Origin of the sequence: Bacillus sp. FSL R10-2201 (assembly GCF_038008665.1) — a bacterium.
GTDB lineage: Bacteria > Bacillota > Bacilli > Bacillales > Bacillaceae_G > Bacillus_A > Bacillus_A mycoides.
Map to the genome: position 1 here is coordinate 1,216,133 of NZ_JBBOZP010000001.1, position 13,188 is coordinate 1,229,320.

Below are 13,188 nucleotides of genomic sequence, written 5' to 3' on the forward strand. Positions count from 1 at the left end.
AACAAAATTCTTATCATAAAAAGAATTTTGTTCCCTTTTTTTAGCGAAATAATATTAAAATTTGATTTTCACCAGTACGTTTTATAACGAAAAAGCCACTTTCAGCTTTTGTGGCAATGCCGTCATCATTTGGACGACAATATCCGTGTGCTTCGCAAGTGCCGTCATCACGTACTAACATTTGTCCAATTAATCCGACAGGAAGCCACTCAGTACGGTCTCTTCTTGATATATACTTACAAGCTGGATCCCATTCTGTATTTAAAAGGGGTCGTATTTCTTGCGTATCCGTACGCGTATATTGACGTTTTCCGAAGCTATCTGTTTCATAGCGTTTTTGCCAACTTAAAGCACCGCTATTTCCTATGAGAGCAGGAGTAGCGCTGGATATGCCTAATATGAATGTATCATTTGAAGTAGCTTTTCGAATTTTTTCTTCGCTACTAAATGTAATGAAATAGCCGATATCAATAGGGCTATGATCTGCTGCCTCAAACATTTGTGCAAAATCAGTACCACCTGCATTGTAAGAAGCACCATCGATATACATTTCTCCGTTATGGGCAAGCCATTTGGCACCTATATTATAATCAGTGTCATTTGTCCCATTTGCGATAAACCAGGAATAAGCTTCTTCTGCTGTACCAAATTTCCCCATAATATGGCTGCCTGCAAAATTAGCTGTTGATGTATGATTTCCTTCCGCATGAGATGAGAATCCGTTAGCGATAGTTGCGGTTCCTTCTGCATGTGCTGCTTCGCCCAAAGCAATTGCATGTTTTCCTTCTGCATGAGAATAAGAGCCGCCTGCTGTCGTTTCACTTCCTTCGCTATGCGAACTATGTCCAGTTGCCTTTGTTTTTGTGCCTTCTGCATGAGAAAAGGGACCCGTTGCATGTGTAAGAAATCCTTCTGCATGTGAGGCGATTCCGTCAGCTGTAGAGTGAAGGCCCTCCTTATATGCGTATCTGCTGGTCTCTTTTGTATTCTCTGAAGGAGTAGGTGTGATAGTAGGCTCTTCTTTATTTGTGTTATTGGTTAAAGCTAACACATCTTTTATTTTCACCATTCCCCGTATAATATTAGAAGTTATTTCGGTTTGCATTTTCTCATTCATTACCTCGGGAGTACCGGCTTGAATTTTTTCTTTTATTGCTTTAGGAATATCAGTTTGTATTTTCTCATTCATTACTTTGGGAATATCAGCTTGAATTTTTTCTTTTATTGCTTCAGGAATTTCTTTTTTTATATTCTCTTGCACACTGCCTGACTCAAGTATAGGCTTATTGTTATGAGAAAGATGTTTCTTTTTTCGTAGTGCTTTTATTTTTCTATTCTCTATAATTCGCTTCATAACAGCACTCTCTAAAGAAATATACATTTCTCTTGTTTTAGCTTTTTTTATTTCCTCTCGTTCTTCCATCTTTTCAATAGCCGCAGCTCGTATGTTGCACCAGTTGTTAATTCCGTACAAGGGCTGGTATAAAGGGAAAAAGTTTCTGTTTTGTTTAGATGATTTTTTCTTCATTCCGTCACCTCCTGCGACAGTATATGCTGCATAATAAAAAAAAGATGCACTTTATGGCATCTTTTTTTACTGTATTACCGATTTTTAAAGAGAAATCCGCCTAGAAATCTTACTTTATACGTATTGGAAATGAATTGTATAAAGGTAAAGGGAATTATGAAATTGGGCGGAATTTTTCAGGAACATAAGGTAGGGAAGAAGGGACAGAAACGGTCTCCAACTCAGGGTAACGTATTCCGGTCAGCTTACCACCAAAAACCGCACCGGTATCAATATTGACTGTATGATTCACAAAGCGAGGTTCATTGACAGGTGTATGTCCATATATAATCCATGTTGCACCTGTATACTCTTTCGCCCAATCTCGGCGGACAGGTGAGCCGTCAGGATGTTTTTCTCCTGTAATATCACCATATAATACAAATGTTTGTACTTTTTTATCTTGTCTTCCTATGTAATCTTGCCGAATGCCAGCGTGACATACGATTAATTTCTTTTCATCCAGTATGTGGTATAGCGGTGATTGTTCGTAAAGAGTGATGAATTTTTCTTTTATTATTTGTTGCTTATGAGAAGGTAACGCTTCATACTCGGCAACAGTCGTTTCGAGCCCATGAGCGATTGTAACATTACGTCCGAGGAAAAATCGATATAGTTTATTGCAATGATTTCCAGGAGCATAATAAGCTTCTTTTTTATTTATAACGAGCTCCCATACAATTTCAATCATACGTAAGGAGTCAGGACCGCGGTCTGTAATATCACCAACAAATGCCAGATTTCGTTTGGCGTTATGTATAGGAAGACCACTAGCCCAGTTATATCCTAGTTTCGTTGTTAAATCTTGAAACTCTTGGAAGCATCCGTGAATATCACCTATAATGTCATATTTCATATGTAAACCTCCAGTTCATTTTTTCATTAGTATATCTAAAATGGATATAGAAAAAACCATACCGTTTTCCGATATGGTTCATTTAAACATAAAGACTTGCGTTCTTGAACGTACGTTTAAAATAAATCCAATAGCAATCATGTATGTGAGTAGTGAACTCCCGCCATAGCTCATAAGAGGTAACGTTATTCCTGTAATAGGGAGTAAACCGATTGTCATCCCGATATTTTGGAATACTTGGAAGGTAAACATTCCAATTGTACCGGCGCAAATATAACTACCGAAAGGTTCATTGCTTTCTAAAGCGATATGGATCATTCGGTAAATGAGTAAGAAAAAAAGTGAAATAATAACACTTGCTCCTAAAAAACCGAATTGTTCAGCGATATTTGTAAAAATAAAATCTGTATGTGGCTCTGGAAAATATACTTGTCCATTTTCCCATCCTTTTCCTTGCATCTCTCCTGATCCAGTAGCTAAAAATGCTTGTCTTAATTGGTATCCTTGTGCGTCATATTCATAAGGTGCAAGCCAACCATAGAAGCGATTTAATTGATATCTTTTTAGAATGTGCTCTTTAAAGAACTCTGTATGAGTGAAATAAATATATGTTAAGGTAGAGACTATGGCGAAAACACCAGAGGTTAATCCGAGGATAAAGCGCCAACGTATACCAGAAACTAAAACCATTGTTGTAAGCATCGCTGAAATGACCATTGTGTTTCCTAAATCAGGTTCTTTTGCGATTAGAAGTAATGGAGGTAAACTAGCAGCGATGATTTTTCCGAGTAAAATAAAATCTTCACGAGTTGTCCGGAGAAAGTACTTTTCATTATGATTTGCTATAATTCGTCCAATGACGATGAGTAAGAATGATTTCATAATTTCAGAAGGTTGAAAATTTCCGATGCCTGGAAGGCTGTACCATGCGGTAGCCCCTTTAATTGTAACGGCACCTGAAACTTGAAGTTCTAGGCCAATAAGAAGTAAGATTGCAAACCCATACAAATACCACGCAATTTGTTTATAGCGATCAAAATCGATAATCATAATGACAGCAATTGCAACAAATCCAATGATGTACCATTGGATTTGTTTTAGTGCAAAGTTTACGTTTTGCAAAATTGATGGTAAAGAAGGTTGCGCACTTGCAATAGCGAAGCAACTAACAGTCCCAATGGCAAATAAAATAAATATTAATATGTAGTCTATTTGATATTGAGGATTCGTGTCTTTCACTGTATGTATTCCTTTCTAATGCTCTTTATATTAGTGGATTTTAGTTGGTGTATCGCAGAGTTTAAAATGAATATATGATCGATACGTGGATTCACATATCGATCATATATTTTTATTTTCGTGGAATAGGCTAATGATTTAGCTCTTTTATAATTATATCCAAATAATGAGAAAGAAGTACATGTGCATCAGGAATGATATTTGAAATAGTACGGTATGTAAAGGACTCCTTAAAATATATGAAAATGGTGCTGAAAGATCTTCAATTGAATGAGCAAATGAGGCGGAAGTTCTATAGATATATGTAATGAAGTAGGGAGATATGGATCATACGCTACTCATGTTTCAAACAAATCCGGTCTTTTTGGCAATTCGGGGGAAAGTTGAAACGCAGATTTGTTTTCTATATGTGAGTTCCCTACAAAAAAGTCATACGACATTATGGTTATGTAGAAGAGAAGAAATAATGATTGAATACATAATAGAAAAAGCAGTAAAACTTATATCAGTTTTACTGCTTAGTAAAAATTAAACGATTTTTTCAATAGTAATTGATGCACTCGTACCAAGAGCTAGTGATAATGAAAGGCCTGTAACAACGACTTCAACAGATGCAGGAAGTCCTCCTGAAATTTGTGTAATTGCTTGGATAACGATAGGTGCGCCAGCTGAAATTAAACTTGTTCCGGAACCTGGTATATTTGTACCATTCACTCTAATTGCAAGGCCACCCAATAAACTTAATTGTGCAGTATATGCGATAACCGTGATTTTATAGAATCCATTTTGGCTTATGGAGAAAGTGTCAGCATCCAATTGAGTAATTATTGCACCAAACTGTGACGGAACGGTATTAAATGGTACAAGTGAGCCAACCCCAAGTGTGATAATTGAAGCAGAGTTAAATGCGTACAATCCTGCTGGAAGTCCTAATCCAGATGGCCCAGTCGGCCCGGTATCGCCAGTGGCGCCGATAGGCCCAGTCGGTCCAGTATCGCCAGTCGGTCCGGTATCGCCGGTAGGTCCAGTATCGCCAGTCGGTCCGGTATCGCCGGTAGGTCCGGTATCGCCGGTAGGTCCAGTATCGCCAGTCGGTCCGGTATCGCCAGTGGCGCCGGTAGGCCCAGTCGGTCCAGTGGATCCAGTATCGCCGGTAGGCCCAGTCGGTCCGGTGGATCCAGTATCGCCGGTAGGTCCAGTAGGTCCGGTGGATCCAGTATCGCCGGTAGGTCCGGTAGGTCCAGTAGGTCCGGTGGATCCAGTATCGCCGGTAGGCCCAGTCGGTCCGGTGGATCCAGTATCGCCGGTAGGTCCAGTAGGTCCGGTGGATCCAGTATTGCCAGTGGCCCCAGTAGGTCCAGTAGGTCCGGTGGATCCAGTATCACCGGTAGGTCCAGTAGGTCCGGTGGATCCAGTATTGCCAGTAGGTCCAGTAGGCAAAGTAAATGGTGGAATTGGCGGTAATGTTGGTCCTATGAGGTTAGGATCAAATGCGCTGGCGGACAAAGATTCATCCGGATTTAAACCATCTGAATAATTATGTTTAGACATAAAGTCACCTCCATAAAGCTCTCATTATATAGTAGGTGGAAATCAGTGAGAAAATGACAGCGACATTGGAATGCTTGAAAAGAAATCTTGAATATATTGAATAATATAAAAAAAAGGAAAGTTTTGTGCGTGTATAACATATGATTGAGTTGGGAGCGGGTGAGTATATTGAACAAGTATGGAATTACAATTAGCTTATGTATGATTGTTCGTGATGAAGAAAATACAATAGCTCGATGCTTAGAAGCAGTGGAAAACATAGTGGATGAAATTATTATAGTTGATACAGGTTCTGTGGATCAAACGAAAGAAATTGTGGGGAAATATTCTTCTAATATATACAAATTTTCATGGATTGATGATTTTGCGGCAGCTAGAAATTTTTCTTTTTCAAAAGCAACGCAAGAATATATATTGTGGTTGGATGCTGATGATGTGTTATTAGAGGAGTCACAAGAAGCTTTGAAAGTATTAAAACGAGATTTAGATCCTAAAGTTGATGCTGTTTCTATGCCTTATTATCTTGTGATGGATTCTAATGGAAAACCATTATACTGCACAAGGAGATATAGACTTGTGAAACGTGAGAAACAATTTCAATGGTATGGAAAGGTACATGAATATTTAGCTGTTTCAGGTGAACTTTATAACAGTGATGTTGCTGTTACGCATAAGAAAGAAAAAGAAGTAACTAATCGTAATTTGAAAATTTTTCAAAATATAGTAGCTGCTGGAGAAGAGATGAGTCCAAGGGATCTCTTTTATTATGCAAATGAATCTATGGATAATAAAAAGTATGAAGATGCTGTTCTTTTATATGAGACCTTTCTGAATCAAAAGGAAGGCTGGTATGAGGAAAAAATTTATGCTTGTGGTAAATTGGGAGATTGTTATGCGAAGTTAGGGGAGTGGGAGAAAGCAACTAAATCCTGTATAGATTCGTTTCGTTACGATATTCCTCGAGGGGAGAATTGTACTAGATTAGGATACATATATATGGAACAGAGTAAATATAACGAAGCGATATTTTGGTTTAAGCTAGCAACTGAAGTACCGATAGCTGCGGCAACTCCATTTCATAGTCCAGCAAGTTATACGTGGCTTCCTTATTTACAAATGTGCATTTGTTATAGCAGATTAGGAAATCAGGAAAAAGCATACTATTACAATGAATTAGCGGCTTCTTATGTGCCTAATAATTCTGTTATTGAGTATAACCGTAAATATTTTCGAGGTGTATTTGATGCTCAATAAGAAGAGGGAGATTCTCGCGTTTTATAAATATAGTCTTCATAGTCTATTTAAGATAAATCTGGATATATATTAAAGTATTAGGAGACAAATCGTGTATATATGTTTTTAAATTAATTTATATAAGGAGAGTGTAAAATGCATCGAGCAAATAAAACTTTATATGGAGAAAAAAAGGGGCATTATTATAATTCTACCAATCCTTATTTATTAAAACATATAAAAAAAGAATGGAAAGAAGTTCTTGATATTGGCTGTTCTAATGGAACGTTAGGTGCAGCTATAAAAGAAAATGGAGCACGTGTTTTTGGAATTGAAGTATTTCCAGAAGCCGCAGAAAAAGCAAAAGAAAAACTAGATCATGTTTTATTAGGTGATATAGAAACATTGGAACTTCCTTATGAGAAAGAACAATTTGATTGTGTCATATTTGGAGATGTGTTAGATCGTTTATTGGATCCATGGGCGGTTGTCGAAAAAGTAAAGCCATATATAAAGAAAGAGGGTGTTATTTTAGCGAGTATACCTAACGTTTCACATATTTCCGTACTGAGTTCTTTACTGGCTGGAAATTGGACTTATACGGAGTATGGGTCAGTAGATAAAACTCATATTCGCTTTTTTACATTTAATGAGATGATACGAATGTTTTTTAAAGCTGGTTATTCAATTAGTAAAGTTGACCGTGTATATGTAGATTACAAAACATACCAGCCACTCATTGGTGAGTTGCATGAAGTTTGTCAAAAATATAACCTTGGTAGTGGTTTTCTGGCTGAAACGGTTGTTTTTCAATACATTATTGAAGCTGAGAAAACAGACATATAAATGTTTGAAAAATGTATGCACAATTTGTAGATGGCCAATGGATAGCTGCATAGTATGACTTTCCATGGCGGAATGATTTATTTGCCAGGTTTGATTTTTATGACGCATCTCAATTGTTTGAGTATAGAAAAGTAGGATATAGGGTCGATGTACCCTGTGTAGCGAGATGTTTGGTGTATTCATTATCATATCGATTTGAATATGACGAGTTACGAGATTGATCGGTAAATTTTTGTAGAGAACTATAAGTCGGTGGTAAATAAAGAAGAATAAAGGGGCTACACAGATGAAAGATAATACAATATTAGTCGTTGTTTGTGTAAATGATGAAGAACTTTTTCAGCAATGTGAAAGACAAATACGAAATATTTTTGTCCCTCCTGGCTATGTAGTGCAAATCTTTCCGATTCGAGATGCAAAAAGTATGGCAAGTGCATATAATCAAGTTATTTCTTATCCTGCGAAATATAAAGTGTATATACACCAAGATACATTCCTTATTAATCGTGATATGTTTTATACACTTATCGCTCTTTTTGAAGAAAATGAAAAGTTGGGATTAATTGGAGTAGCTGGAGCTCAATATTTACCGAGCAATGGGATATGGTGGGAAGGAAGAAATTTAGCGGGGCAAGTGATTGAGTTAAAAAGACGGAATTATCAATTATTAAATTTGGACTGTGATTTTTATGAAAATAAGTCATTTATTTCAGTTCAAGCAATTACTGGTTTATTGATGGCGACGCAATATGACCTTCCGTGGCGAGATGATTTATTTCAAGGGTTTCATTTCTATGACGTATCGCAGTCTTTAGAGTTTCAAAAAGCGGGATATTTAATCGGTATCCCAAATCAAACAAACTTATGGTGTATTCATTACAACGGAGATGAGTTTGATGCGGATACATATGAGAAGTACCGGAAAATTTTTGTAGAACATTATAAAGATATACTCTCTCCATCATAAGGGAGAGGTGAAGTATGAAAGGGTCGAGATTACACCAAATAACGAAAGTAACATAAACATTTACTTCCCGTTGAACGGTATCCGATGATTTAAAATTACCTACATTTAAAAAGTGAGAGGTTATATTTTAAATGCGGATAATCATAGGCAATCATTAGTGCCGAAAGGATTTGCTCATGGATTTTGTACGCTTGTTCCGCATACAATTGTTATGTATAAAGTAGATGAGTATTATAGTGCTGAGCATGATTCAGGGTTGCTTTGGGAAGATAAAGAACTAGCAATTCCATGGCCGGTAACCCTATTTTGCCTGATAAAGATCGAATATTACCGTTACTTCAGGAATATGAAGATAGCTTTTAAGTAGGAGAGTTGTTTATGAATATACTAGCAACAGGTTGAATGGGGTTTATTGGAATCTGCTTTATTCACTATATGTTAAAGAGCTATGAAACATATAAAATTATTAATTACGATGCATGTACGTATCACGTATCCAATAGAGGATCATGTTCTTGGTTTGAATTTGCCCAAAAAATATTTTCGTATGCAAATATGAAAGTGAATGTATTACCTGTTTCAAATGAAGAATTCGGATCGGCGGCTGCGAGACCAAAATATTCTATCTTTCAACATAACATGCTACGATTAAATAGTTTTTTACAAATGCCTTCTTGGGAAGAAGGATTAGAACGGTTTTTTATAGAAACAAAAAGTCATTAACAAATTTATGTTAATGACTTTTTTGTTTGCCTTTAAGCCGTTTTATGATACTATAATTATAGTATCAGGTACTAATAACAAGTATAAGTATTTCTGGGAGGATATATCATGGAACTATTACAAGGGAAAACATTTGTTGTTATGGGCGTTGCGAACCAAAGAAGTATTGCGTGGGGAATTGCTCGTTCTTTGCATAATGCAGGTGCAAAATTAATATTCACATATGCAGGAGAACGTTTAGAAAGAAATGTTCGTGAATTAGCGGACACATTAGAAGGACAAGAATCACTTGTATTACCTTGTGATGTAACGAATGATGAAGAACTTACAGCTTGCTTTGAAACGATTAAGCAAGAAGTTGGTAAAATTCACGGTGTAGCACATTGTATTGCTTTTGCAAATCGTGACGATTTAAAAGGTGAATTTGTAGATACTTCTCGCGATGGATTTTTACTTGCACAAAATATTAGTGCATTCTCTTTAACAGCTGTAGCAAGAGAAGCGAAGAAAGTAATGACAGAAGGCGGAAATATTTTAACTTTAACATACCTTGGCGGCGAGCGCGTTGTGAAAAACTATAACGTTATGGGTGTTGCGAAGGCTTCATTGGAAGCGAGCGTGAAATATTTAGCGAACGATTTAGGCCAACATGGCATTCGCGTTAACGCTATTTCTGCAGGACCAATTCGTACGTTATCTGCAAAAGGTGTAGGCGACTTTAACTCAATCTTAAGAGAAATCGAGGAGCGCGCACCACTTCGTCGCACAACAACTCCAGAAGAAGTTGGGGATACAGCAGTATTCTTATTCAGTGATTTAGCACGTGGAGTAACAGGTGAGAATATTCATGTTGATTCAGGATATCATATTTTAGGATAAATATGATATCGATTATAACTTTTTAAGGGCAGTCTCTATATAGTGAGACTGCCCTTTTGATGTTTTAGAGAAAGAAAGAATTTTAACGAAAGTTATTGCGTTAGGATGAATATAACTATAATAGTACACGATTTATTCAACAGTAGAGGAAAATCAGGTTTTTCCCTTTAGATTTAGTAAGTGTAAAGAATTTTGGTGGACGTTAGCCTAATTTGTTCAATTAATAATTAAATAGGGAAAAATTCCTCGTTGATGAAAGATTCATTTTATGGAAGTGGGAGGGACGAGTGTGGAGAATAGAAATAAAAGCTCAACAGTTGGAAAACCGTTGCTATATATAACGCAAGTAAATTTAGAACTTGATACACCAAAAATAAAAAGAATTCTCCTTACAAACTTTGAAAATGATAATAGGCAGGAGAAAGGGGATAGAGAGCAAGCAAGTGTAAGTAGTGCGGTGGAAGAAAAGATAAAACAAAAAGAAATTGAGAAGGCGATAGAACCAAAAGAAATTGAGAACACAGAGAAACAAGAGGAAGTGGAACAAATAGAAGTTGAGGAACAACGAAAGCAAGTGACGACAGTACCACATAATAAATCATTTAAAGATATGAACAATGAAGAGAAAATTTATTTCTTATTAAACCGCCCTCATTACATTCCGAAAATAAGATGTAGAATAAAAACAGCGACAGTCTCATATGTCGGATCAATTATTTCGTATCGAAATGGAGTTTTGTCAATTATGCCACCAAATAGTATGAGAGAGATTCGATTATCTATAGAAGAGATAAAATCAATTGATATGGCTGTTTTTTAAATTATGTAAAGGTGGTAGGTCAATTCTACCACCCCAATAGTTTTTTAGTTTACTTATTAAATGGTAACATCGCGTAAGCACTGAATAGCACAGAAACAGCTTAAGTCAACGGTAATACAAGTATTTGTACCGCGTAAAGTTGAACTTGGTATATTCAAAAACGTACAAATTGGATCGTCACCAGGTGGAACAGGATCTCCGCCGATAGTTACAGATAATACACGTAATACAGCACAGCTATCATCATCTACGCTCTCGACACGGAAAATCGGAGATCTACAGCTAATAAGACTTCCTGATGGTGCAAATGCTTCAAAAACTTCTCCATTTTTTTTGTATAAAATAAAAGGACGTGTATTTGCTACTGATGAACTGCTGTGTGCTCCTAAAAATGGAATTTCGCAACCAGATCCGCATGTTGTAGTAGAACAATCTTGTAATTCATTGATAAATTTTACAACATCAGCTACGCAATGAGAAGAGCTATGGTGTTTATTTTCGTTACAACTCATTAATGTCACTCCTTATCTTCTTGTTTGTATTTACATTAATAAGATATTGGAGAAAAGGGGAATCGGTCACACTCTAAAGCGCTTTTTTTTTAAATAGGCTAAAGAAGGTAAGGAAGGTGAAGTTATGTTATTTACGAGCTGGCTTTTATTTTTTATTTTTGCGCTAGCTGCTTTTCGATTAACACGCCTTATCGTTTATGACAAAATTACAGGCTTTTTGCGAAGGCCGTTTATTGAAGAATTAGAAATTACGGAATCTGACGGAAGTGTATCAACTTATACGAAGGTGAAAGGAGAAGGGATCAGGAAGTGGATTGGAGAATTATTAAGTTGTTATTGGTGTACAGGTGTATGGGTTAGTGCTTTTTTATTAGTCTTATATAATTGGATACCTATCGTCGCGGAGCCGCTACTTGCATTATTAGCTATTGCAGGAGCAGCGGCGATTATTGAAACAATTACAGGACACTTTATGGAAGAATAATAAATTTTTATGCTAGAAAAAGCGGAGTTTAAAAGAATGAGGGAACGGAAATAAGGAGTTGTTCATATAGTAAATAGACAGAATTGACAGTAGAGGAGATGTTTGCTGTGAGCAATAATCCAAGGCCAAATTCATATGATCTTCAGCAGTGGTACTACCTACAGCAACAGCAACAGACACATCAAGAACAATTACAGCAACAAGGCTTTGTGAAGAAAAAGGGATGTAATTGCGGGAAGAAGAAAAATATAATAAAACAATATGAAGAATGAAACACTCATGTTAATGTGAGTGTTTTTCATTTAATAATTAAAAGTGGTATCTCAAATAAGAAATACCACTTTTAGTTAACCAATTTGTAAGACTGTTAATGCTGCAGCACGAACATCTATACTGCCTTGTAATTCAACAGGTACGATTTGAATGAGATTACCAGGGTTTAAGTTAATAAGAATAACACCGCTGGATATGTCTACTTCACCAGTGCCAATAATGTTAGAACGGACTGCTGTACCTGATCCAGGAATAATATTCTGGGGTGTATTTAATGATAAAAAGAAACGAGCCAGGCTGGGTGTAATAGTAGGATCACTTAAAGATATTGATAAGGTATAGCTGATTTGATAAATGCCAATTTTTTGGATTTTAATTCCATTTCCAGTGCTTACGGTATCATTTATTACTGGAACAGTGAGATCTGGGTTAGGACTTGTACTAGGTAATAGTAGTGGTGTGAACAATGAAGCGAATTGAGCGGCAGTAGCGTTGAATGCAAAGCCGAAAGCTGGTAATGTACTTGCGGCTGTTGGAATGCAATCAATTTTATTATATTTACAATCATCAGAAGGGAACATGTTTTTCACTCCTTTATTTCTCCTACTATCAGTTAATGTAAGGGACAAGTTTGTTGCTCTAGACAAGTTCCTAGATTTATAAAAAAATATGATAGTGCTTTTTAAGCATGGATTGGGTGACAGAATTTTCTGCCACCCAATCCATGCTTAAATCATTATTTACTTTTAAATAGAAACATCACGTAAGCATTGAATAGCGCAGAAGCAGCTTAAATCAACAGTAAGGCAAGTCGTTGTTGTTCGTAAAGTCGCATTTGGTAAATTTAAAAACGTGCAAATTGGATCATCGCCAGGTGATACAGGATCTCCGCCTATAGTTACGGTTAGTACACGTAATACAGCACAGTCATCATCATCTATACTCTCTACACGGAAAATTGGAGATTGGCAGCTAGTAAGGCTTGCAGATGGTGCAAATGCTTCAAAAGGTGTTCCAGCTTTTGTGTATAAAATAAAAGGACGTGTATTCGCTACTGATGCAGTGTTATGTGCTCCTAAAAATGGAACTTCGCAACCAGATCCACATGTTGTGGTTGCACATTCTTGTAGTTCATGTATAAAACGAACGACATTAGATACACAGTTGAAATCACAATCATGGTGTTGATGATCTTCATTACAATTGCAGCTCATTATGTTCACTCCTTATCGTGAGTT

15 protein-coding genes and 2 pseudogenes are annotated in these 13,188 nt (G+C 36.6%); 10 read left to right on the forward strand and 7 right to left on the reverse strand.

Annotated elements, in window-relative coordinates; all coding sequences use genetic code 11:
* Positions 1–40: 40 nt before the first annotated feature.
* The 4 genes from NSQ69_RS06275 to NSQ69_RS06290 form a co-directional block, all read right to left on the reverse strand.
* Complete coding sequence (locus NSQ69_RS06275; RefSeq protein ID WP_341099030.1) at positions 41–1,528, reverse strand: peptidase G2 autoproteolytic cleavage domain-containing protein; 1,488 nt, start codon at positions 1,526–1,528, stop codon at positions 41–43.
* A gap of 154 nt (positions 1,529–1,682) precedes the next feature.
* Complete coding sequence (prpE, locus tag NSQ69_RS06280; protein ID WP_341099033.1) at positions 1,683–2,423, reverse strand: bis(5'-nucleosyl)-tetraphosphatase PrpE; 741 nt, start codon at positions 2,421–2,423, stop codon at positions 1,683–1,685.
* Positions 2,424–2,501: 78 nt separating this feature from the next.
* Positions 2,502–3,662 (reverse strand): FtsW/RodA/SpoVE family cell cycle protein, encoded by a 1,161-nt coding sequence (locus tag NSQ69_RS06285; RefSeq protein ID WP_341099035.1) that lies wholly within the window; start codon positions 3,660–3,662, stop codon positions 2,502–2,504.
* A 528-nt stretch (positions 3,663–4,190) separates the two neighbouring features.
* Positions 4,191–5,213 carry a BclA C-terminal domain-containing protein gene (locus NSQ69_RS06290; RefSeq protein ID WP_341099036.1) on the reverse strand — a complete coding sequence of 341 codons (1,023 nt, stop codon included), beginning with the start codon at positions 5,211–5,213 and terminating at the stop codon, positions 4,191–4,193.
* Positions 5,214–5,378: 165 nt separating this feature from the next.
* Between NSQ69_RS06290 and NSQ69_RS06295 the strand changes: the two genes are divergently transcribed.
* The 8 genes and pseudogenes from NSQ69_RS06295 to NSQ69_RS06330 all read left to right on the forward strand — a co-directional run bounded on the left by NSQ69_RS06295 (position 5,379) and on the right by NSQ69_RS06330 (position 10,681).
* Positions 5,379–6,467 (forward strand): glycosyltransferase family 2 protein, encoded by a 1,089-nt coding sequence (locus NSQ69_RS06295; RefSeq protein WP_341099863.1) that lies wholly within the window; start codon positions 5,379–5,381, stop codon positions 6,465–6,467.
* Positions 6,468–6,602: 135 nt separating this feature from the next.
* Positions 6,603–7,292: a class I SAM-dependent methyltransferase gene (locus NSQ69_RS06300; RefSeq protein WP_341099038.1), complete on the forward strand. Its 690-nt coding sequence runs from the start codon at positions 6,603–6,605 to the stop codon at positions 7,290–7,292.
* A 113-nt stretch (positions 7,293–7,405) separates the two neighbouring features.
* Positions 7,406–7,513, forward strand: coding sequence for a hypothetical protein (locus tag NSQ69_RS27715; protein ID WP_445661564.1), 108 nt, complete (start codon positions 7,406–7,408; stop codon positions 7,511–7,513).
* Between the two features lie 65 nt (positions 7,514–7,578).
* Positions 7,579–8,259 (forward strand): glycosyltransferase family protein, encoded by a 681-nt coding sequence (locus NSQ69_RS06310; RefSeq protein ID WP_341099040.1) that lies wholly within the window; start codon positions 7,579–7,581, stop codon positions 8,257–8,259.
* 98 nt (positions 8,260–8,357) lie between these two features.
* Positions 8,358–8,622, forward strand: a pseudogene (locus NSQ69_RS06315) (dTDP-4-dehydrorhamnose 3,5-epimerase family protein); the annotation flags it as partial.
* 120 nt (positions 8,623–8,742) lie between these two features.
* Positions 8,743–8,982: pseudogene (locus NSQ69_RS06320) on the forward strand (sugar nucleotide-binding protein); the annotation flags it as partial.
* Positions 8,983–9,090: 108 nt separating this feature from the next.
* The gene (fabI, locus tag NSQ69_RS06325; protein ID WP_341099042.1) at positions 9,091–9,861 is read left to right on the forward strand and encodes an enoyl-ACP reductase FabI; all 771 of its coding nucleotides are present in this window, start codon (positions 9,091–9,093) and stop codon (positions 9,859–9,861) included.
* A gap of 268 nt (positions 9,862–10,129) precedes the next feature.
* Positions 10,130–10,681 carry a CotO family spore coat protein gene (locus tag NSQ69_RS06330; protein WP_341099043.1) on the forward strand — a complete coding sequence of 184 codons (552 nt, stop codon included), beginning with the start codon at positions 10,130–10,132 and terminating at the stop codon, positions 10,679–10,681.
* A 56-nt stretch (positions 10,682–10,737) separates the two neighbouring features.
* Here NSQ69_RS06330 and NSQ69_RS06335 read toward each other — a convergent pair whose 3' ends face one another.
* Complete coding sequence (locus NSQ69_RS06335; RefSeq protein WP_341099045.1) at positions 10,738–11,193, reverse strand: CotY/CotZ family spore coat protein; 456 nt, start codon at positions 11,191–11,193, stop codon at positions 10,738–10,740.
* 124 nt (positions 11,194–11,317) lie between these two features.
* On the opposite strand from NSQ69_RS06335, the gene NSQ69_RS06340 reads away from it, so the two are divergent.
* Positions 11,318–11,677 carry a DUF1360 domain-containing protein gene (locus tag NSQ69_RS06340; protein WP_149175929.1) on the forward strand — a complete coding sequence of 120 codons (360 nt, stop codon included), beginning with the start codon at positions 11,318–11,320 and terminating at the stop codon, positions 11,675–11,677.
* A 98-nt stretch (positions 11,678–11,775) separates the two neighbouring features.
* Positions 11,776–11,949 (forward strand): cytochrome C oxidase subunit III, encoded by a 174-nt coding sequence (locus NSQ69_RS06345; protein WP_341099864.1) that lies wholly within the window; start codon positions 11,776–11,778, stop codon positions 11,947–11,949.
* Between the two features lie 75 nt (positions 11,950–12,024).
* On the opposite strand, the gene exsF is transcribed toward NSQ69_RS06345, so the two are convergent.
* Both exsF and NSQ69_RS06355 read right to left on the reverse strand, forming a co-directional pair.
* Positions 12,025–12,531, reverse strand: a complete 507-nt coding sequence (exsF, locus tag NSQ69_RS06350) for an exosporium protein ExsF (protein WP_341099865.1) — start codon at positions 12,529–12,531, stop codon at positions 12,025–12,027.
* A 165-nt stretch (positions 12,532–12,696) separates the two neighbouring features.
* Positions 12,697–13,164, reverse strand: a complete 468-nt coding sequence (locus NSQ69_RS06355; RefSeq protein ID WP_341099049.1) for a CotY/CotZ family spore coat protein — start codon at positions 13,162–13,164, stop codon at positions 12,697–12,699.
* Positions 13,165–13,188 lie beyond the last annotated feature (24 nt).